General features: G+C 62.9%; 11 protein-coding genes. 3 read left to right on the top strand and 8 right to left on the bottom strand.

What is annotated here, in order from left to right:
• The first annotated feature begins 26 nt into the window (after nucleotides 1–26).
• From BLT55_RS12050 to BLT55_RS12040, 3 genes are all read left to right on the top strand, one after another.
• Nucleotides 27–13,037: a non-ribosomal peptide synthetase gene (locus BLT55_RS12050; RefSeq protein WP_055001975.1), complete on the top strand. Its 13,011-nt coding sequence runs from the start codon at nucleotides 27–29 to the stop codon at nucleotides 13,035–13,037.
• A gap of 163 nt (nucleotides 13,038–13,200) precedes the next feature.
• Complete coding sequence (locus BLT55_RS12045; RefSeq protein WP_055001976.1) at nucleotides 13,201–14,613, top strand: aspartate aminotransferase family protein; 1,413 nt, start codon at nucleotides 13,201–13,203, stop codon at nucleotides 14,611–14,613.
• Between the two features lie 81 nt (nucleotides 14,614–14,694).
• Complete coding sequence (locus BLT55_RS12040) at nucleotides 14,695–14,913, top strand: MbtH family protein (RefSeq protein ID WP_003304661.1); 219 nt, start codon at nucleotides 14,695–14,697, stop codon at nucleotides 14,911–14,913.
• Between the two features lie 134 nt (nucleotides 14,914–15,047).
• Here the strand turns inward: BLT55_RS12040 and BLT55_RS12035 are convergent, their stop codons facing one another.
• Genes BLT55_RS12035 through BLT55_RS12000 form a run of 8 tightly spaced genes read right to left on the bottom strand, consistent with a single transcriptional unit; the run spans nucleotide 15,048 to nucleotide 21,275 of the window.
• Nucleotides 15,048–15,977 carry a metal ABC transporter substrate-binding protein gene (locus BLT55_RS12035; RefSeq protein WP_055001977.1) on the bottom strand — a complete coding sequence of 310 codons (930 nt, stop codon included), beginning with the start codon at nucleotides 15,975–15,977 and terminating at the stop codon, nucleotides 15,048–15,050.
• Nucleotides 15,978–16,877, bottom strand: coding sequence for a metal ABC transporter permease (locus BLT55_RS12030; RefSeq protein ID WP_055001978.1), 900 nt, complete (start codon nucleotides 16,875–16,877; stop codon nucleotides 15,978–15,980).
• A gap of 38 nt (nucleotides 16,878–16,915) precedes the next feature.
• Nucleotides 16,916–17,629, bottom strand: coding sequence for a metal ABC transporter ATP-binding protein (locus BLT55_RS12025; RefSeq protein WP_055001979.1), 714 nt, complete (start codon nucleotides 17,627–17,629; stop codon nucleotides 16,916–16,918).
• A complete protein-coding gene (locus BLT55_RS12020) occupies nucleotides 17,626–18,558 on the bottom strand; it encodes a metal ABC transporter substrate-binding protein (RefSeq protein WP_055001980.1) in 933 nt (310 codons plus the stop codon). The genes BLT55_RS12025 and BLT55_RS12020 overlap by 4 nt, the downstream gene beginning before the upstream one ends.
• A gap of 35 nt (nucleotides 18,559–18,593) precedes the next feature.
• Nucleotides 18,594–19,166 carry a DUF6162 family protein gene (locus tag BLT55_RS12015; protein WP_055001981.1) on the bottom strand — a complete coding sequence of 191 codons (573 nt, stop codon included), beginning with the start codon at nucleotides 19,164–19,166 and terminating at the stop codon, nucleotides 18,594–18,596.
• Nucleotides 19,163–19,525, bottom strand: a complete 363-nt coding sequence (locus tag BLT55_RS12010; RefSeq protein ID WP_055001982.1) for a hypothetical protein — start codon at nucleotides 19,523–19,525, stop codon at nucleotides 19,163–19,165. Before BLT55_RS12010 ends, BLT55_RS12015 begins: the two co-directional genes overlap by 4 nt.
• Nucleotides 19,522–20,064: a hypothetical protein gene (locus tag BLT55_RS12005; protein WP_055001983.1), complete on the bottom strand. Its 543-nt coding sequence runs from the start codon at nucleotides 20,062–20,064 to the stop codon at nucleotides 19,522–19,524. The genes BLT55_RS12010 and BLT55_RS12005 overlap by 4 nt, the downstream gene beginning before the upstream one ends.
• Complete coding sequence (locus BLT55_RS12000; RefSeq protein WP_055001984.1) at nucleotides 20,061–21,275, bottom strand: PepSY-associated TM helix domain-containing protein; 1,215 nt, start codon at nucleotides 21,273–21,275, stop codon at nucleotides 20,061–20,063. Before BLT55_RS12000 ends, BLT55_RS12005 begins: the two co-directional genes overlap by 4 nt.
• Nucleotides 21,276–21,470 lie beyond the last annotated feature (195 nt).

Genomic DNA, 21,470 nt, shown 5'->3' with positions numbered 1-21,470 from the left:
ACGCCGAATCTAGCAGGAACCCCATCATGGATGCGTTTGAACTCCCCGACACCCTGGCTCAAGCCCTTCAGCGTCGCGCCGCGCAAACGCCGGACCGGTTGGCCCTGCGCTTTCTCACCGACGAGAAAACCCAAGGGCTGGTGTTGACCTACCGTGATCTGGACCTGCGCGCGCGAACTATTGCCGCTGCGCTGCAACGCCAGGCCGAGCCAGGGGATCGGGCGATTCTGCTGTTCCACAGCGGCCCGGACTACGTCGCTGCGTTTTTCGGCTGCTTGTACGCCGGTGTGATCGCGGTGCCGGCTTACCCGCCGGAATCCAACCGTCGCCACCATCAGGAGCGACTGCTGTCGATCATTGCCGATGCCGAGCCGCGTCTGGTTCTGACCGCTTCCGACGTGCAACCCGCTTTGTTGCAGATGGACGAACTGGCCGCCGCCGATGCGCCGCCACTGCTGTGCGTCGATACGCTGGACAGTGCGTCGGCCGATGGCTGGCAGGGTCCGCCACTGCAAGCCGACGACATCGCGTTTCTGCAATACACCTCCGGCTCGACGGCCTTGCCCAAAGGCGTGCAGGTCAGTCATGGCAATCTGGTCGCCAACGAACTGTTGATTCGTCATGGCTTCGGCATCGACGTCAACCCGGACGACGTGATCGTCAGTTGGCTGCCGCTGTACCACGACATGGGCCTGATCGGTGGCCTGCTGCAACCGATTTTCAGCGGCGTGCCGTGCATCCTCATGGCGCCGGCCTACTTCCTCACGCGCCCGTTGCGCTGGCTGGAGGCGATCAGTGAATACGGCGGCACCATCAGTGGCGGTCCTGATTTCGCCTACCAACTGTGCAGCGCACGGGTCAGCGATTCGGCGCTGGAGCGGCTGGACCTGAGCCGTTGGCGCGTGGCGTATTCCGGTTCCGAGCCGATCCGCGAAGACAGCCTGAATGCGTTCGCCGAGAAATTCGCCAGCTGTGGCTTCACGCCGGACAGCTTCATGGCCTCTTACGGGCTGGCCGAAGCCACGCTGTATGTGGCCGGCGGCAAGCGCGGCAAGGGCATTCCTTCGTTGCGTCTGGATGCGCAGGCCCTGGCGCGCAATGTGGCCGAGCCGGGCGACGGCCAACCGGTGATGAGCTGCGGCAGCGGCCAGCCGGGGCATGGCGTGTTGATCGCCGACCCCGTCACCCTGAAGGTGCTGGCTGAAAACAGCATTGGCGAAGTCTGGGCCAGTGGGCCGAGCATCGCCCACGGTTACTGGCGCAACCCTGAAGCCACCGCCAAAGCGTTCGTCCAGCATGACGGCCAGACCTGGCTGCGCACCGGTGATCTGGGCTTCCAGCGGCATAGCGAGCTGTACATCACCGGCCGTTTGAAAGACATGCTGATCGTGCGTGGCCACAACCTGTACCCGCAAGACATCGAGAAGGTCATCGAGCGCGAAATCGATGTGGTGCGCAAAGGCCGCATTGCTGCGTTCGCTGTCAATCAGGACGGCAGTGAAGGCATCGGCATTGCCGCCGAAATCAGTCGCAGCGTACAGAAAATCCTGCCGCCCGAAGCGCTGATCAAACTCATCCGGCAGACCGTGGCCGAAGCCTTCCAGGAAGCGCCGAGCGTTGTCGTGCTGCTCAATCCGGGCGCGTTACCCAAGACGTCCAGCGGCAAGCTGCAGCGTTCGGCCTGCCGCACCCGTCTGGCCGATGGCAGCCTCGACAGCTATGCCGTATTTCCTGCATTCGGTACGACCATTCAAAGCCACACTTCAAGCACCGGCTCGGAACTACAAGCGCAGATTGCCAGCGTCTGGTGCGAGCAGTTGCAGTGCGAGCAGGTCAGCGCCGACGACCATTTTTTCCTGCTCGGCGGCAACTCGATTGTCGCGACTCAGGTCGTTGCGAAGTTGCGCGAGACGCTGGGCATCGACCTGAACCTGCGCCTGCTGTTCGAAGCACCGACGCTGGCCGCCTTTGCTGCGCAGGTCGAAGCGCTGCAGATCGCTGCGTCGCAAGGCAGCATTCAGACGCAGAACGCTATCGCTCGCCTGCCAGGTAACGAGCATCTGCCGCAATCGCTGGCGCAGAACCGTCTGTGGTTCCTCTGGCAGCTCGACCCACAAAGCAGCGCCTACACCATTCCCGGTGGGCTGCACCTGCGCGGCGAGCTGAATGTCGAGGCATTGCGCAGCAGCTTCCAGCGCCTGATCGAGCGGCATGAATCACTGCGCACGCGGTTCTACGAACAGGACGGCGTGGCCCTGCAACGCATCGACGCAGCGGGCGAATTCCCGCTGCACACCATAGACATCAGCGAACTGCCCAGCGAAGAGCGCCAAGCGCGTGCGCTGGCGATCCGCGAAGAGCAGGCGCGCCTGCCGTTCGATCTGCACAACGGCCCGTTGCTGCGCGTTACGCTGCTGCAACTGGACGAAGAAGAGCATCAGTTACTGGTCACGCTGCACCACATCATTGCCGATGGCTGGTCGCTGAATGTGCTGATCGACGAGTTCTCGCGCCTCTATGCATCGGCTGTTCAAGGTCAGACCCTGGAACTGACACCTTTGCCGCTGCGCTACGCCGACTACGGCCAATGGCAACGTGACTGGCTGGCGCAAGGCGAGGCTGAGAGCCAGCTGGGTTACTGGAAACAGCAACTGGGCGATGAGCAGCCGACCCTGACGCTGAGCACCGATCACCCGCGTTCTACACGCAAGCAACACAGCGCTTCGCGTTACAGCCTGCGCCTGAGCGCCGATCTGAGCGCTGCGCTGCGCAACACGGCGCAAGCCTGGCAATCGACACCCTTCATGCTGTTGCTGGCCGGTTTTCAGACCCTGTTGCATCGCTACAGCGGGCAGACCGACATCCGCATCGGCGTGCCCGGTGCCAATCGTCCGCGCCATGAAACCCAAGGGCTGATCGGCTTCTTCATCAACACCTTGGTGCTGCGTGCGCAACTGGACCCGCGCCTGCCGTTTTCGACCCTGCTGGCTCAGACCCGCCAGACCGCACTCGATGCCCAAGCGCATCAGGACGTGCCGTTCGAACAGCTGGTCGAAGCCTTCCCGCAGGCGCGTGAGCATGGTTTGTTTCAAGTCATGTTCAACCACCAGCAACGCGACCTCAGCGCCTTGCGCCGGCTGCCGGGGCTGCTTGCCGAAGAGCTTCCGTGGCACAGCCGCGAGGCCAAGTTCGACCTGCAACTGCACAGCGAAGAAGACCGTAACGGTCGCCTCAACCTGTCCTTCGACTACGCCGACGAGCTGTTCGAGCGCGACACCATTGTGCGTCTGGCCCGGCACTATGTTCAGGTGCTGACCCAGGTTAGCCAGCAGGCGCAGGTCGCGCTGGGCGACCTGCAATTGCTCGGCGCTGACGAGTGGGCCGAACAGGCGCAATGGAGCGCCGCCGCCTGCACGCCGGCGCAAAGCTGGTTGCCTGAACAGCTGGAGCGTCAGGCGCTGCAAACTCCCGAGCGCATTGCGCTGGTGTGGGAGGGCGGCAGCCTCGATTTTGCCAGCCTGCATGCTCAGGCCAACCGTCTGGCGCATTACCTGCGCGACAAGGGCGTCGGCCCGGACATCAAGGTGGCGATTGCCGCCGAGCGTTCGCCGCAGCTGTTGATCGGCCTGTTGGCGATTCTCAAGGCCGGTGGCGCTTATGTACCGCTGGACCCCGATTACCCGACGGATCGGCTGACCTACATGCTGCAAGACAGCGGGGTCGAATTGCTGCTGACCCAGAGCCATCTGCTCGGCGACCTGCCGAGTGCCGAGGGCGTTTGCACGCTGGCGATGGACACGCTGCATCTGGACAACTGGCCAGCCAGCGCGCCGAGCCTGCACCTGCACGGCGACAACCTCGCCTACGTGATTTACACCTCCGGTTCCACCGGCCTGCCCAAAGGCGTCGGCAACACCCATGCGGCCCTGGCCGAGCGCCTGCAATGGATGCAGGCCGCGTATGCGCTGGATGAAAGCGACGTGCTGATGCAAAAGGCACCGATCAGCTTCGACGTGTCGGTGTGGGAGTGTTTCTGGCCGCTGATCACCGGCAGCCGCCTGCTGCTGGCAGGCCCCGGCGAACACCGTGATCCGCATCGCATCGCGCAACTGGTCAACGAATACGCCGTGACCACGCTGCATTTTGTGCCGCCCTTGCTGCAACTGTTCATCGACGAACCGCTGACGCAGCAGTGCAGCAGCCTGCGTCGCCTGTTTTCCGGCGGCGAAGCGCTGCCAGGCGAACTGCGCAACCGGGTGCTGGAGCAACTGCCGAATGTGCAACTGCACAACCGTTATGGCCCCACCGCAACCGCGATCAACGTCACCCATTGGCACTGCCAGCGTGCCGATGGCCCGCGCTCGCCGATGGGTCGTCCACTGGGCAACGTGCTGTGCCGGGTGCTGGACAGCGAGCTGAACCCGCTGCCACGCGGGGTGGCCGGTGAGCTGTGCATCGGTGGGATCGGCCTGGCGCGTGGTTATCTGAACCGTCCGGGCCTGACCGCCGAGCGCTTTATCGCCGACCCGCTGGGCCAGCCGGGCGAACGCCTGTACCGCACGGGTGATCTGGTGCGCTGGGCGGTTGACGGTGTGCTGGAATATCTGGGGCGTCTGGATCAGCAGGTCAAACTGCGTGGTTTCCGCGTCGAACCACAGGAAATCGAAGCCCGCCTGCTGGCTCAACCAGGCGTTGGTCATGCTGCCGTGCTGGTGCGTGATACCGCCGCTGGCCCACAACTGATCGGTTATTACACCGCCGAAGCCGGGCAGGACGTTCAGGCCGAGCGCATCAAATCGGCTCTCGCGCTGGAACTGCCGGATTACATGGTCCCGGCGCAACTGGTACGCCTCGACAGCATGCCGCTGAGCCCGAGCGGCAAGCTGGATCGCCGGGCCTTGCCCGAGCCGCAATGGCAGACCCGCGAACACGTCGAGCCGCACACCGACCTGCAAAAGCAGATCGCCGCTGTCTGGCGACAGGTGCTGGGCGTGTCGCGTGTCGGCCTGCGCGATGACTTTTTCGAGCTGGGCGGGCACTCGTTGCTGGCCACGCAGATCATTTCCCGGGTGCGTCAGGCCTGCGACATCGATTTACCGTTGCGCGCGCTGTTCGAGGCCAGCGAGCTGGGCGCATTCGCTGAACAGGTTCAAGCCCTTCAGCAGTCAGGCGCACGCAACAGCCTGCAACCGATTGCCAGCGTCGATCGCAGTCAGCCGGTGCCGCTGTCCTATTCGCAACAGCGCATGTGGTTCCTTTGGCAGATGGAACCGGACAGCCCGGCGTACAACGTCGGCGGCATGGCGCGTTTGAACGGCGTGTTCGATATCGAGTGTTTCGAGGCTGCGCTGCAAGCCTTGATCCTGCGCCACGAAACCCTGCGCACTACGTTCCCGAGCGTCAACGGCGTGGCCTGCCAGAAAGTCTCCGAACAGACCGGCCTGAGCGTGCAGTGGCAGGACTACTCGGCGCTGCCTGCCGAGGTTCGTCAGCAGCGCATTCAGGCGCTGGCCGACAGCGAGGCGCACCAGCCCTTTGACCTGGAAACCGGGCCGTTGCTGCGCGCCTGTCTGGTCAGGGCTGCGGAGCTGGAGCATTACTTCGTCCTGACCTTGCACCACATCGTCACCGAAGGTTGGGCGATGGATATTTTCGCCCGCGAGCTGGGCCTGCTCTACGAAGCGTTTCTTGACGGCAAGCCGTCGCCGCTGGAGCCGCTGGCGGTGCAGTACCTCGATTACAGCGTCTGGCAGCGTCAGTGGATGGAAGCCGGCGAACGCCAGCGCCAACTGGACTACTGGACCGCGCAACTGGGCAACGAACACCCGCTGCTGGAACTGCCCGGCGACCGGCCGCGTCCACCTGTGCAAAGCCATCGGGGCGAGCTGTACCGCTTCGACCTGAATCCTGAATTGGCCGCGAAAGTCCGCGCGTTCAACGCCCGCAACGGGCTGACCTTGTTCATGACCATGACCGCTACCTTGGCGGTGCTGCTCTATCGCTACAGCGGCCAGAATGACCTGCGCATCGGCGCGCCGGTGGCTAACCGCATTCGTCCGGAAAGCGAAGGGCTGATCGGCGCGTTCCTCAACACCCAGGTGCTGCGCGTGCAGCTCGACGGGCAGATGAGCGTCGCGCAGTTATTTGAACAGGTGCGCCACACGGTCATCGAAGGCCAGTCGCATCAGGACTTGCCCTTCGATCATCTGGTCGAAGCCCTGCAACCGCCACGCAGCGCGGCCTACAACCCGCTGTTCCAGGTGATGTGCAATGTGCAGCGCTGGGAATTCCAGCAAAGTCGCGAGCTGGCGGGCATGACTGTCGACTACCTGGTCAACGATGCGCGGGCTACCAAATTCGACCTCAACCTCGAAGTCACCGAGCTGGATCACCGCCTGGGTTGCTGCCTGACCTACAGCACCGATCTGTTCGACGAGCCGCGCATCGCGCAGATGGCCGAACATTGGCTCAACCTGCTGCAAGCGTTGCTCGTCGATCCGCAACAGCGCCTGAGTGAACTGCCGCTGTTGCAGGACGCCGAGCGTCAAGAATTGCTCGACAGCCTCGGCGTTGAAGCTGGCGGACAACGGCTCGATCACTGCATTCACAGCCTGTTCGCCGAGCAGGCCCGATTGCGCCCACAGGCGGCGGCGCTGACCTTTGCCGGTGAAACCCTGAGTTACGCCGAGCTGAACGGCCGCGCCAACCAACTGGCCGGAATGCTGCGCCAACGTGGCGTCGGTCCGCAGGTGCGGGTCGGTCTGGCGCTGCCGCGCTCGCTGGACATGGTGGTCGGCTTGCTGGCGATCCTCAAGGCCGGTGGCGCTTACGTGCCCCTCGACCCGGAATACCCGCTGGAACGCCTGCACTACATGATCGAAGACAGCGGCGTCGGTCTGTTGTTGAGCGATCGAGCGTTGTTTACCGCGCTGGGCGAATTGCCTGCCGGTGTTGCTCGCTGGTGCCTGGAAGATGATCAGCCGCTGCTGGTGTCTTTTTCGTCCGATGAACTGCCGTTCATCAGCCTGCCACAGCATCAGGCGTACCTGATTTACACCTCCGGTTCGACCGGCAAGCCCAAGGGCGTGGTGGTTTCCCACGGTGAAATCGCCATGCATTGCCAAGCGGTCATCCGCCGTTTCGACATGCAGCCTGATGACTGCGAATTGCATTTCTATTCGATCAACTTCGACGCCGCCACCGAGCGCCTGCTGGTGCCGTTGCTCAGCGGCGCGCGTGTGGTGCTGCGTGCTCAGGGCCAGTGGGACGCCGAAGAAATCTGCACGCTGATTCGTGAGCAGCAGGTCAATATTCTTGGTTTCACGCCCAGTTATGGCAGCCAGTTGGCGCAATGGCTGGCGACTCAGGGCCAGACCTTGCCGGTGCGCATGTGCATCACCGGCGGCGAAGCGCTGACCGGCGAACACTTGCAGCGCATTCGTGCAGTCTTTCAGCCGGAACTGTTCTTCAACGCCTATGGCCCGACTGAAACCGTGGTCATGCCACTGGCCAGTCTGGCGCCGCAGCAACTGGAGGAAGGCGAAGCCAGCGTGCCGATTGGGCGTATCGTCGGCGCGCGCGTGGCCTATATTCTCGACGCCGACCTGGCGCTGGTGCCGCAGGGTGCGAGTGGCGAGTTGTACATCGGTGGTGCCGGTCTGGCGCAGGGCTATCATCAGCGTCCCGGCATGACCGCCGAGCGTTTCGTGGCCGACCCGTTTGCCAGCAACGGCGGGCGTCTGTATCGCACCGGCGACCTGGTGCGTCAGCGCGCCGACGGGCTGGTGGAATACGTGGGCCGTATCGACCATCAGGTAAAGATTCGCGGTTTCCGTATCGAGCTGGGCGAAATCGAAACCCGCCTGCTGGAACACCAAGCGATTCGCGAAGCCGTGGTGCTGGCGCTGGACACGCCGTCGGGCAAGCAACTGGCCGCTTATCTGGTCAGTGAGGTGGCCGGGCAGGGCGATGAACAGCAGGCGCAATTGCGTGAATCGCTGAAAGCGCACCTCAAGGCGCAACTGCCGGATTACATGGTGCCGACGCATCTGATACTGCTCGAGAGCATGCCGCTGACCGCCAACGGCAAGCTGGATCGCCGCGCCTTGTCTGCGCCGGACCCGGAACTCAATCGTCAGCACTACATCGCGCCTGCCAGCGAGCTGGAGCAGCAACTGGCGGCGATCTGGTGCGCGGTGCTGAATGTGGAGAAAGTCGGCGTCAACGATAACTTCTTCGAACTGGGCGGTGATTCGATCCTGTCGATTCAAGTGGTCAGCCGCGCGCGTCAGGCGGGCATTCATTTCAGCCCACGTGACCTGTTTCAGCATCAGACCGTGCAGACCCTGGCCGCTGTGGCGACCACCCGTGAACTGATTCAGGCCGAGCAGGGCCTGCTGGAAGGTGCGTCCGCGCTGACGCCGATTCAACACTGGTTCTTCGACACGCCGATCCCGCAGCGCCAGCACTGGAATCAGTCACTGGTGCTGGAGCTGGTCAGCGCGCTCGATCCTCGTGCGCTGGAGCAGGCCTTGCGTGCCGTGCTTGAACAGCACGACGCATTGCGCCTGAGTTTCGTCGAGCAAAACGGCAAGTGGCAGGCCGAGCACCGCGCCGTAACCGCCGAAACCCTGCTGATCCAGGCGCGCGTCGCCGACATGGCCGAATGTGCGGCCTTGTACGCCGATACCCAGCGCAGCCTCGATCTGCACAGCGGCCCGCTGCTGCGTGCCTTGTTGGTCGATGGGCCGCAGGGCCAGCTACGCCTGCTGATGGTCATTCACCACCTAGTGGTCGATGGCGTTTCGTGGCGTGTGCTGCTGGATGATCTGCAAACGGCTTATCGCCAGTTGAGCGACGCTACATCAGTACGTTTCGCGGTCAAGACCAGTTCGTTCCGCGACTGGGCGGCACGCTTGCAGGCGTATGCGGGTAACGAATCATTGCGTGAAGAGCTGCGCATCTGGAAGCGCCAGCTGAGCGGTCCTGCGACGAATCTGCCGTGCCACAACCCGCAGGGCGGGCAGCAGAATCGTCATGCGCAAACGGTCAGCGTGCGGCTGGATGCCGAGCGCACTCGGCAACTGCTGCAACAGGCCCCCAGCGCCTACCGCACTCAGGTCAACGACTTGCTGCTGACAGCGCTGGCGCAGGTGGTCTGCCGCTGGAGCGGGCAGCCATCGACCCTGATCCAGCTGGAAGGTCACGGCCGCGAAACCCTGTTTGACGACATCGACCTGACCCGTACCGTGGGCTGGTTCACCAGTGCCTATCCGCTGCGCCTCACGCCTGCACTGGCTGCCGATGCAGCGCCGGGTGACTCGATCAAGGCCATCAAGGAGCAACTGCGCCAGATACCGCACAAAGGCCTCGGTTATGGCGTACTGCGCTATCTGGCCGACCCTGCCAGCAAGGCCGTCATGCAGGCGCTGCCGGTGGCGCCGATCACCTTCAATTACCTCGGCCAGTTCGACCAAAGTTTTGCCGACGATGCGCTGTTCCGCCCGCTGGAAGAATCGACGGGCGCGGCCCATGATCCGCACGCGCCGCTGCCCAATGAGCTGAGCATCGATAGCCAGGTGTATGGCGGCGAACTGCTGTTGCGCTGGACCTTCAGCGCCGAGCGTTATCAACCTGCTGCTATCGAAGCGTTGGCGCAGGACTACCTGAGCCAGTTGCAGGCGCTGATCGCCCATTGCCTGAGTAACGGCAGCGGCGGCCTGACGCCTTCCGACTTCCCGCTGGCCGATCTGGATCAGGCGCAACTCGACGCGCTGCCGGTCGCCGCTACGCACATTGAGGATGTATACCCGCTGACGCCGATGCAGGAGGGCATGCTGCTGCACACCCTGCTGGAACCGGGCACCGGCCTGTATTACATGCAGGACCGCTACCGCATCAACAGCGCGCTCGACCCGGAGCGTTTTGCCCAGGCCTGGCAGGCAGTGATTGCCCGCCACGAAGCGCTACGTGCCTCGTTCTGCTGGGACATTGGCGAAACCATGCTGCAGGTCATCCACAAGCCGGGCAGCACGCCGATTGATTATCTGGACTGGCGCGAGGTACCGTCAGACGAGCAAGAGCCGCGCTTGCAGGCCCTGCTCAAGTCCGAGCGCGAGGCCGGGTTCGATCTGCTCAATCAGCCGCCGTTCCACCTGCGCCTGACCCGCGTCGATGAAGCGCGCTATTGGTTCATGATGAGCAACCACCACATCCTCATCGATGCCTGGTGCCGTTCGCTGCTGATGAACGACTTCTTCGACCTTTACACCGCGCTGGGCGAAGGGCGTGAAGCACAACTGACGCCTGCGCCGCGCTATCGCGATTACATCGGCTGGCTGCAACGCCGTGGCCTGGCTCAGGCGCGTGACTGGTGGCAGCACAACCTGCGCGGCTTCGAGCGGCCGACACCGATCCCCAGCGACCGTCCGTTCCTGCGTGAACATGCCGGTGACAGCGGCGGCATGGTGGTGGGCGATTGTTACACCCGTCTTGATGAGCGCGACGGCGCACAACTGCGCGAACTGGCTCAGCAGCATCAACTGACTGTCAACACCTTCGCCCAGGCGGCGTGGGCCTTGACCTTGCGGCGCATGAGCGGTGATCGCGACGTGGTATTCGGCGTTACGGTGGCCGGGCGACCGGTGGAATTGCCGCAGATGCAGCGCACCGTCGGCCTGTTCATCAACACCATAGCCCTGCGGGTCGGCATGCCGAGTGACGAGCAGCGCTGCACGGTTCGAGATTGGCTGAGACAGTTGCTGGACAGCAACATGCAGCTGCGCGAGTACGAATACCTGCCGCTGGTGACCATTCAGGAGAACAGCGAACTGCCCAAGGGCCAGCCGTTGTTCGACAGCCTGTTCGTGTTCGAAAACGCGCCGGTGGAAGTCTCGGTACTGGACCGTGCGCAAAGCCTCAATGCCACCTCGGATTCCGGCCGCACTCACACCAATTACCCGCTGACGGCGGTCTGCTATCCGGGCGATGACCTGGGCCTGCACCTGTCCTACGACCAGCGTTATTTCGACGAATCCACCGTGCAGAGCATGCTCGGCGAGTTCAAGCGCCTGCTACTGGCGCTGATCGAAGGTTTCCATGGCGACATGGCCGAGCTGGCGCTGGTCAGTGAGCAGGAGCGCGCATTCCTGCTCGAGGGCTGCAACCAGAGCGAGCACGCTTACCCGCTGGACAAGAGCTATATCGAACTGTTTGAGGCGCAGGTCGCGGCGCATCCCGAGCGCATTGCAGTCAGTTATCTGGATCGTGAAGTCAGCTACGCCGAACTGAATATCGCCAGCAATCGTCTGGGCCATGCGCTTATCGAGTCCGGAGTCGGCTTCGATCAGCCGGTGGCCTTGCTGGCCGAGCGCGGGCCTGAATTGCTCGGCATGATCATCGGCAGCTTCAAAGCCGGTGCTGGTTACTTGCCGCTGGACCCTGCGCTGCCGAATGTGCGACTGAGCGGCATCATCGCCCAGAGCCGCACGCCGGTGCTGGTGTGCAGCGCGGATTGCCTGCAACAGGGCAGGGCGCTGCTCGATGCGCTGCCCGAGTCCGATCGTCCGCAGTTGCGGGTCTGGGAAGACGTGCAGCGGAGCGAATCAGCGCAGCACAATCCGGGTCGCTACAGCGCGGCGGATAACCTGGCTTACGTGATCTTCACTTCCGGTTCCACCGGGCTGCCGAAGGGCGTGATGGTCGAACAGCGCGGCATGCTCAATAACCAGTTGAGCAAGGTGCCGTACCTGAACCTGAGCGACAGCGATGTGATCGCCCAGACCGCTTCGCAAAGTTTCGACATTTCGGTCTGGCAGTTCCTTGCCGCGCCGCTGTTCGGGGCGCGGGTGGACATCGTGCCGAACGACATCGCTCGCGACCCGCAGGCGCTGCTGGCGCATGTGCAGGCGCAGCGCATCAGCGTGCTGGAAAGCGTGCCGTCGCTGATTACCGGCCTGCTCGCCGAACAGCACGCCACACTCGACAGCCTGCGCTGGCTGCTGCCGACCGGCGAAGCCATGCCGCCTGAGTTGGCCAGCCAGTGGCTGCAACGCTACCCGGCTATCGGGCTGGTGAATGCCTATGGCCCGGCTGAATGTTCCGACGACGTGGCGTTCTTCCGCGTTGACGCGGATTCCACACGTAGCGCGTATCTGCCGATCGGTTCGCCGACCGACAACAATCGCCTGTACCTGCTCGATGACGCTCTGGACCTTGTGCCGTTAGGTGCCGTGGGTGAGTTGTGTGTCGCCGGGGCCGGTGTCGGTCGCGGTTACGTCGCGGATCCATCGCGCACGGTGCCGGTATTCGTGCCGCATCCGTTCGGCGCGCCGGGCGAGCGTCTGTACCGCACCGGCGACCTGGCGCGGCGGCGCAAGGACGGCGTGCTGGAGTACGTCGGCCGGGTCGATCACCAAGTGAAGATTCGTGGCTATCGCATCGAGCTGGGCGAAATCGAAACCCGCTTGCTGGAGCATCCGGCGATTCGCGAATCAGTGGTGCTGGACATCGAGGGTGCGCTGGGCAAAGTGCTCGCGGCCTATCTGGTGCCACGCGCTGCCACGCAGGATCATGACGCGCTGCGAGATGCGCTTAAAAGCCACCTCAAGGCCAGCCTGCCGGACTACATGGTGCCTGCGCATCTGGTGATTCTGGACGCGATGCCACTGACGCCGAACGGCAAGCTCGACCGCAAGGCCCTGCCTGCGCCGGACGTCAGCCAGTCGCAGCAGGAATACCTCGCGCCGCAAACTGAAATGGAGCAACAACTGGCGACTATCTGGGCCGATGTGCTCAAGGTCGAGCGGGTGGGCATCACTGACAACTTCTTCGAATTGGGCGGGCATTCGTTGCTGGCCACACAGGTGGTCACCCGTGCGCAGAAGCTGCTGCAACGTAACGTGCCGTTGCGGGCGATGTTCGAATTCAACACCGTTCAGGCGTTGGCCGAACATCTGCAAAGCCTCGGCGGCGCGCAGGTCGACGAGCAGAAATTCGACCGGCTGGCGGACTTGATGGCGGAACTTGAAGGGTTCTGATCAGCCTCTGGTCGGCGCACGTGCGTTGTGGATAAAAAACTCGTTACCGGGTGTAAATCCGCAGCGCGCTGGCGCGTTTTCAAGAGAAGGAATAAACGCCTGAACCGGCATGGCCCTTGGTCATGCATCAGGTCATTCAACCAGCGTATTGAGGGCTGCACAAATGTCAGTCGCTACCAGGTTTATCGATGATCAACTGACCCGGGTTACCCCGGCAGCGGCTGAGAGGCTCTACCAGTTCGACGAGTCGCCATTGCTGGCCCGGCAGAACCGCCAGGAATCCAATGCGCGCAGCTACCCACGGCGCATCCCGCTGGCGCTCAAGCGTGCCAAGGGCATTCACGTTGAGGACGTCGAAGGGCGGCGCTTCATCGATTGTCTGGCAGGCGCGGGCACGCTGGCGCTGGGGCATAACCATCCGGTGATCATCGAAGCGATCCAGCAGGTGATCAGCGATGAATTGCCGCTGCACACCCTGGATCTGACCACGCCGGTCAAAGACCAGTTCGTGCAGGACCTGTTCGGCCTGCTGCCGCCAGCGCTGGCCAATGACGCGAAGATCCAGTTCTGTGGCCCGACCGGTACCGATGCGGTGGAAGCTGCGTTGAAACTGGTGCGCACTGCCACCGGGCGCAGCACCGTGTTGTCGTTTCAGGGCGGTTATCACGGCATGAGCCAGGGGGCGTTGAGCCTGATGGGCAGTCTGGGGCCGAAAAAGCCGCTGGGTGCGTTGCTCAGCGCGGGCGTGCAGTTTCTGCCGTATCCCTACGATTACCGCTGCCCGTTCGGGCTGGGTGGCGAACAGGGCGTGCGTGCCAACCTGCACTACCTGGAAAACCTGCTCAACGACCCGGAAGCCGGCGTGCAGTTGCCCGCAGCGGTCATTCTTGAAGTGGTACAGGGTGAGGGCGGAATGATTCCGGCTGATCTGGACTGGCTGCGCGGTGTGCGGCGCATCACTGAAAAAGCCGGTGTGGCGCTGATCGTCGATGAAATCCAGAGCGGTTTTGCGCGCACCGGCAAGATGTTCGCCTTTGAGCACGCCGGGATCATTCCCGATGTGGTGGTCATGTCCAAAGCCATCGGCGGCAGTTTGCCGTTGGCTGTAGTGGTTTACCGTTCCTGGCTCGACACCTGGTTGCCGGGTGCGCATGCCGGGACCTTCCGCGGCAACCAGATGGCGATGGCCACCGGTTCGGCGGTGATGCGCTATCTCCAGCAAAACAATATGTGTGAGCACGCGACAGCGATGGGCGCGCGGCTGGTCGGTCATCTGCAAGCCCAGCAGCGCGACTTCCCGCAACTGGGTGACATTCGTGGTCGCGGGCTGATGCTGGGTGTGGAACTGGTCGATCCTGCGGGTACGCGCGATGCGCAAGGTCATCCACCGGTGTTTGCCCGTCTGGCCCCGCTGATCCAGCGCGAATGCCTCAAGCGCGGGCTGATTCTGGAACTGGGCGGTCGGCACGGCAGCGTGGTGCGTTTCCTGCCACCGCTGGTGATCACCGCCGAGCAGATCGACGAAGTGGCGGAAATCTTCGGCCGCGCGCTTAACGCCGCCGTCGCCCAGCTTTAATTTTTCGACGTAGCGATACGTTCAATCCCTATAGCGGCTGCGAATTGGCGCAGCGGCACTGAACAACCTCGGAGAGCAGCAATGACTTCAGTATTCGATCGGGAAGACATCGTCTTTCAAGTTGTGGTCAACCACGAAGAACAGTACTCGATCTGGCCCGACTACAAAGCTATCCCCAACGGCTGGCGCACCGTCGGCAAAAGCGGTTTCAAGAAAGAATGCCTGGCCTACATCGAAGAAGTCTGGACCGACATGCGCCCCCTGAGCCTGCGCCAGAAGATGGAAGCCCAGACGGCCTGATTGGCTCAACTATCGTGCGACGCTCTGCGTCGGCATGCCGTTGCGGACGCTCCGCGTCCTCTTTTGCGACGCAGAGCGTCGCGAACTGCATTCCGACGCTGGAGCGTGCGGAACGATAATCCGAACTACCTCAACTATCGTGCGACGTTCCCGCTCCCAGCCAGTGCCTTTACAATCCCCTGAATATCGCCCTGCAGTTCGACCAGCGGATCAGCGCCATCAATCCCCAACACCAGCAATGTGCTGCCTGCCGTTTCAATCGCAGCCTTGACCGGTTCTGGCGGCTGACGATGATCGAGCACCAGCGCCACGTCGTTATCCTTGAGGGTGGTGCCCAGTTTGCTCAGCGCCTCGGGCGTCCACTGTTCATCAGTCAGCACCTGGCTGTCAATCAGCTCCAGGTTCAGCCCGCTGATCAAGTAACCAAAGCGATCCGACAAACTCACCACGCTCAAATTGTCGGCACCGGCCAGCGCCGCTTCGCTGCTGGCACTCAGCTTGAGCAACTTCTGCTTGAACGCTGCCAGGTTGGCCTCGATCTTCGGCTTGGCCGTCGGTGCCAGACGCACCAGGTCCGCCGCCAGCACATCGGCCATGCGCCCCATGTTGTTGCTCGCCAGCCACGGCTGACTGTTCAGCCCGTCGGTGCCCAGCCCAGGCTGCACGGCAATCCCCGGCAGGCTGCCATCCACCGGCCGCGCCGCATCAATCTCGACGATGCGGATATTGCTGCGGCGGGCATTAGGGTAGAGCGGGTCATCCGCCCAGATCGACCGCAAACCGATCACTGCGTCGGCGTTATTCGCCAGCCCGCGCAAAGCATCAGCCCCGCGCCCGGTGAAATACGCCGTCTGACGCGAACCCGGCAGATTGGCAGCCGCTGCGCGCTCCAGCACCACGCCGCTGTACTTGAGCAGCATCTCGCCCAGCCCATAGGTGATCGGCAGGCTGGCCAGCACCCGTACCGGTTGCGAGCTATCGGTTTTGGCGTCGGCGGCATGCAGGCTGTTGCTGAACAGGCCGGTCAGGGCCAGCGCCAGGGTCAATGTGCGTAAAGTAGGCATTTATCCAATATTCCCTTTCAGGCCGGGCAGTGTGCCGCGCGCGATCGCGGCCAGGGCGAAGGCCACGCCTGCCACCAGAATGATCGCCGCGCCTGACGGCACCGGCAGGTCGAAGACGATAGGCAGCAAAATGCCGCACAAGGTACTGACGGTCGCGATGGCCACCGAGATCCAGAAGAAGCCTTTCAGCGACTGGCTCAGCAGCCTGGCCGCTGCGGCCGGAATCACCAGCAGCGCACCGACCAGGATTGCGCCGATGACTTTCACCGCCGCGACGGTGATCAGCGTCACGAGAATCACGAACAGGTAGTCCAGCGTCTTCACTGCCACGCCGCGCACTGCGGCCAGTTGCGGGTTGAAACTGGCCAGCATGATGCGGTTGTACAGCGGCAGGCTCAGACCCATGACCAGCGTACCGACGATCAGCAGCACCAGCAAGTCATTGCCGTTGACGGTCAGCACCGAGCCGAACAGCACGTTTTCCAGAATGTGCACGTTGATCTTGCCGGCCAGCACCAGCAGCAGGCTCGCGCCGAGCGCCAGCGACACCGAGAGGAATACGCCGATCAGCGTGTCCGGCGCCAGCCCGGTGCGGTTGCGCAGGTAATTGAGGACGATGCCGAACAACAGGCAGTAACCGAACAGCGCACCATATGGGCCGGTATAGGGCTCGCCGAGCAGAATGCCGATGGCCACGCCGGTCAGTGCAGCATGGCCCACCGCTTCGGAGAAAAACGCAAAGCGCTTGACCACCACCAGCGTGCCCAAACCACCGAGCACCGGGCCGATCAGCAGCCCGGCCAGCAGCGCATTGACCACAAAGCCATAAGCCAGCGCTTCGGGCAGATAACCGGATGAGGCGAGGCCCTGAATGAACAGGCGAAACGTTTCGTAATCCATCACAGGGTGCTCCCGTCATTGCGGGGATGAGCAGAAAACTACGTCAGCAGGCGCTCCGGCGTCAGCGCCGTGGCGGCAGGCTCGTCGAACAGCACCCGGCGATTGAGCCCGGTCACCTGATCCGCCAGCCGCCGCACCGCGTCCAGATCATGCTCGATCCACAGCACGGTGATGCCGCTGCGACGCCAGTCACCCAACAAACGCTCGAACACCTGAATGCCTGCTTCATCGAGCGCCGACATCGGCTCATCCAGCACCAGCAATTGCGGCGCCGGAATCAGCCCCTGCGCCAGCAGCACGCGCTGCCGTTCGCCACCCGACAACGCGCCCATGCGCCGTTTGCGCTTGTCCTGCAGGCCGACCCGTTCCAGGGCTTCGCCAATCGCTGCCGCATAGTGCTTCGACAAACCGAGAAACGCCGGACGCCGCTGACACATGGCCGCCATGAAATCGTCCACAGTCATGGGCAGGCCCCGGTCGAACTCCAGCGCCTGCGGCACGTAGCCGATCAGGCCCGGCGCGGCAGGCCATTGCAAACTCAATTGGCCCTGATGCGGTGTCTGCCCGAGGAGGGTCTTGATCAGCGAGCTTTTGCCGCCGCCGTTCGGCCCGACCAGTGCGTGCACACTGCCGGCCCGCACGTTGAAATGCACCCGGTCGAGAATCGTGGTGCGCCCTAACGTCAGGCTCACCTGATTGAACTCGATAGCCGACCCCTGGCTGACGATGTCGAGGTGCTGTGCAGCGGTCATGCGCCGGACTCCTGAATCGCCCGCACCACGGTGTCGAGGTTGCCGGCCATTTCCTTCTCGTACTTGTCGGCGGTGTATTCGCCATAGGAAATGTGCGACAGCGGGTACAGCTTGACGCCCGATTCACGCTGAATGGTATCGACGTAGGTGGACGGGAAGTCCATCTCCGAAAAGATCACTTTCACGTCCAGCGCACGCAACTGGTCGATGGTCTTTTTCAGCTGGCTCGGGCTGGGTTCGATGCCATGCGCCGGTTCCACGACGGCGGTCACTTCCAGGCCGAACTCACGCAGCAGGTAGTCGTAGGCCGCATGCACCGTGGCCACGCGCAGGTCGGCGTTGGGCGCCTTGGTCAGTTTGGCGAGGGCGTCGGCACGCATCTGCCGCAGGCGTTTGCCGTACGCGCGGGCATTGGCGGTGTAGGTTTTGGCGTTGTCCGGGTCCAGCTTGCCCAGTTCGCGGGCAATGTTGTTGACCTGGGCGATGGACGCGCTGATCGACAGGAACGTATGCGGATTGACGACTTTACCGGCGCCACGCGCTGCAACCCCGGTGGCGGCCAGCAACGGTACGTCGGCGTTGGCTTCGATGGTCTTGATGTTCGGGGTTTCGCTGGCGGCGATCATGCGGTCGGCAAAATCGTCGTGACCCACGCCGTTGAGCACGATCACGTCCAGCGAACCGATGCGCTTGATGTCCTCGGCACGGGGTTCGTAGGCGTGCGGGTTGAAACCGGCCGGGATCAGCGGCACCACTTCGGCCTTGTCACCGACAATGTTGCTCACATAGCTGTAATACGGGTGCAGGGTGATGCCGATGCGCAGGCGCTTGGCCGGGTCGGCGGCGAAGCTTGCGGGTGCCAGCACGGCGGCGAACAGGCTCACCAGCAGAACGCGAAGGAAAGGGCGGCGTTTGAATGAAATAGGCATGGGCAAGCGGTCTTCTTTCAAAGGAATGCGGAGTGTCAGTGCGGGTGCTGACGGGTCACGCCAGCGTCGAATTGCGCGACGACCTGTTTCCAGCCCGCATCGATCAAGGCCTTGTCACCCAGGTTGCTTGCTGCGGTGATCGAGGCGCTGCGGTTGATCCAGATATCGGGCTGCTCGCCAAGGGATGAGTCAACGCGCATCAGAAACGATCCGGCCACGCTCGGCGTCTGGCTCAGGCCAAGATAGGACTGCTCGACCATTTGCCAGACATGACCGCCGCGACTGACCGAACTGGCGTCCTGGGCGAACGGTGCAAAGCCTTCTTCACCCAGCTGCTGTGGGGTGATTGGCGTTTGCTGCTCTGTTGTCAGCAAGCGAATCTCATCCAGCGTTACGCGCAGGTCGGCGTAGATGCCCTGTTCGGCAGCGGTCAGGTCGCGGCGTGCATCGAGTTGATGGCTGGCGATGCTCTGCACGTCCTGTGTTTTGCGGTGCAGGCTGACCACGCTGGCGGCAGCGGCAAGAATCAGCAGGCACAGCAGCAGGACATAGAGGGTTTCATGCCCGGCACCTGCCGGACGGACGATTTGTCGGGTGGCCGCACTCATGGGGTCGGGATATCCGCCTGATCGATTTCCACCACGTGACCGGGGCCTGCGTCGAACAGCACGTAGAACTCGGACGCAGGGCGCTTGAAGGTCACGGTCGAGTCCTCGCCCAGCTTGCCGGGCACCAGAATGGTTTCGTCGTAGCCGATCACGTCCAGCGTCACGCCCGGCGCACCGCTGCCGTCGGAAAAACCGCCGGTGCAGCGGATCTGCTCGTTGTCGATCTGTTTGCATTCGCACATCGGGTTATGCGCCAGGGCGTTGCCGCTCAGGCCAAGCAGGCACAGGGCGTTGCCGCTCAGGCCAAGCAGGCACAGGGCGCTGGCCGTCAGCCAGCGCAGGGAAGGGCGGGCACTCATGGTTTGGCTCCTTGTTTTTTCAGCCACGCCACGGTTGTTGGCGAGGCCTGGTGCAGAGGGATGGAAGTCTGATGCACCGCGCCGTCCCAACCTTCCATGGTGATCCACAGGTCGGAGTCGGGGCTGGTGTTTTCAGGAATCTGCATGAACGCGCTCATGCGATAGCCGCCGCCGAAGAAGATCACCCCGGCGGTGCGCAGGCTGCGCGGTTTGCCGATGCGCAGGTACGTGGCCTTGACCCGGTCGATGCAGGCGTTGCACAGCGCGGCGTTGAAGCTTTTCATGTAGCCCGACGGGCCGGACAGGCGCGGGGCTTCGTTGCGATCCTCTGCCAGACGCAGGCTCCACGGGCCGACCTGAATCTCGCCGACCTCGCGCTGGCCAAGGCCCTGATCGCCGCGATCCAGCGAGACGTCGGAGAAGTATTTGGGCATGAAACCCAGCGGGATCAGCACCAGCAGCACGTTGATGTGGAAGCGCCACTTGTGCCAGAAACGGCTCAGCGACGACGCAGGTGGTGCGACAGCGACCTTGCTCACAGGCTGTTCTCCGGGGTGCGGGTCGCCAGTGGCGAGGTGTGGGGTTCCGGGGTGTACGCGGCAGGCCTGGTTTTGGCTTCACGCTTGAGGGCGTTAAGCGTCGCAATTGCGGTGCGTTTGCTCCAGATCAACAGGCCGCTGAGGACCATCATGCTCAGCAACAGGCCGAAGAACGCCCAGATCAGCTTGATCCAGATGCCGCCGAAGTCGCCGGTGTGCAGCGGGCGCATGGATTCGGTGACGAACTCCAGCTTGTTACGGTCCGACAGCAAGTGCGAGGCGGCTATTTCGCCGCTGTACGGGTTGATTTCGGCGGTCTGGAACATCAACGGATACCAGCTGCGTCCGCCGACCTGCATATTGCTGTTGGCATTGAACGGCGGGGTGATGAAGCTCGCTTCAAGGCCTGGAATCCGCTCCTTGGCGATGGCCACGGCCTTTTCCAGGCTGATGGTCGGCGCGGGGCTGCCGTCGGCGGTCAGCGGCACGGCGCTGTGCGGGATGATCGACGCGACCTGGGATTTACTGGAAATACTGATCTGGTTATCACCCAGGATCGCCTGAATCAGAAACCAGGTGCCGGTAATGGATATCACCGCGATGAACCAGATCGACCACACGCCGCTGAGCCGATGAATGTCGCCCCAGAAAATCCGCGGGCCCTGGCTGAAACGCACGGGCTTGAAAAAGCCACGCCAGAATTTCTTGTAGACCACCAGCCCGGTCACCAGCGACGCCAGCAGCGGCAGGCCGAGAATCGACACCAGATACCAGCCCCACGAATAGCCATTGGTGAATGGCACCAGCCACCAGCCGTGCAGGGCACGGGTGAAGCGGCGGAAGTCAAATGATGGCGTGAGGCCCTGAATCACCCCGGTGTAAGGGTTGACGTAAGCCGGCACCGAGCGGCCGTCCGGGTAAGTCACGAACACGCTCAGGGCGAAGTAATCGCCGTCAGGTTGCATGATCGTGCCGACGATCAGGTCCGGCTCGTTGCTCTCGATGGTGGCGCGAATCTGCTCGAAGTTCATGCGTTGTGCATCGTCGGAGGGACGGTTGTCACGCATCTCCGGGTTGGCCAGCCACATGATTTCCTTGCTGATCACCGCCAGCGTGCCGGTCACGCAGACGATCAGCACGAAGAACCAGATGGGCAGGGCCAGCCAGCTGTGGACGAGAAACCAGATTTTTGAGCGGGACTTCTTCGACATGGATAAACAATCTCGATTCACGATGTAGAGCGGGCGCAAGGCCGGGCTCCCTGTTTTAGGTACAGGTTCTTTACGTGCGGGTCTGTACGCGCGGGCGGTATAAAGCCTCGCATTCAGTTAAAGACGAATGAGAACGGGATTCCTGTAGGAATATTTTGCGTTTAAATGAAAAAAATTGTTTCAGAGGTATCGAGG

Source organism: Pseudomonas cannabina, from assembly GCF_900100365.1.
Taxonomy (GTDB): domain Bacteria; phylum Pseudomonadota; class Gammaproteobacteria; order Pseudomonadales; family Pseudomonadaceae; genus Aquipseudomonas; species Aquipseudomonas cannabina.
This window is presented reverse-complemented; position numbering and strand designations above follow the sequence as displayed.

Excerpts from the sequence above, each read along its gene's own strand:
- BLT55_RS12050 (WP_055001975.1), top strand. The coding sequence starts at position 27 with ATGGATGCGTTTGAACTCCCCGACACCCTGGCTCAAGCCCTTCAGCGT.
- BLT55_RS12045 (WP_055001976.1), top strand. The coding sequence starts at position 13,201 with ATGTCAGTCGCTACCAGGTTTATCGATGATCAACTGACCCGGGTTACC.
- BLT55_RS12040 (WP_003304661.1), top strand. The coding sequence starts at position 14,695 with ATGACTTCAGTATTCGATCGGGAAGACATCGTCTTTCAAGTTGTGGTC.
- BLT55_RS12035 (WP_055001977.1), bottom strand. The coding sequence starts at position 15,977 with ATGCCTACTTTACGCACATTGACCCTGGCGCTGGCCCTGACCGGCCTG.
- BLT55_RS12030 (WP_055001978.1), bottom strand. The coding sequence starts at position 16,877 with ATGGATTACGAAACGTTTCGCCTGTTCATTCAGGGCCTCGCCTCATCC.
- BLT55_RS12025 (WP_055001979.1), bottom strand. The coding sequence starts at position 17,629 with ATGACCGCTGCACAGCACCTCGACATCGTCAGCCAGGGGTCGGCTATC.
- BLT55_RS12020 (WP_055001980.1), bottom strand. The coding sequence starts at position 18,558 with ATGCCTATTTCATTCAAACGCCGCCCTTTCCTTCGCGTTCTGCTGGTG.
- BLT55_RS12015 (WP_055001981.1), bottom strand. The coding sequence starts at position 19,166 with ATGAGTGCGGCCACCCGACAAATCGTCCGTCCGGCAGGTGCCGGGCAT.
- BLT55_RS12010 (WP_055001982.1), bottom strand. The coding sequence starts at position 19,525 with ATGAGTGCCCGCCCTTCCCTGCGCTGGCTGACGGCCAGCGCCCTGTGC.
- BLT55_RS12000 (WP_055001984.1), bottom strand. The coding sequence starts at position 21,275 with ATGTCGAAGAAGTCCCGCTCAAAAATCTGGTTTCTCGTCCACAGCTGG.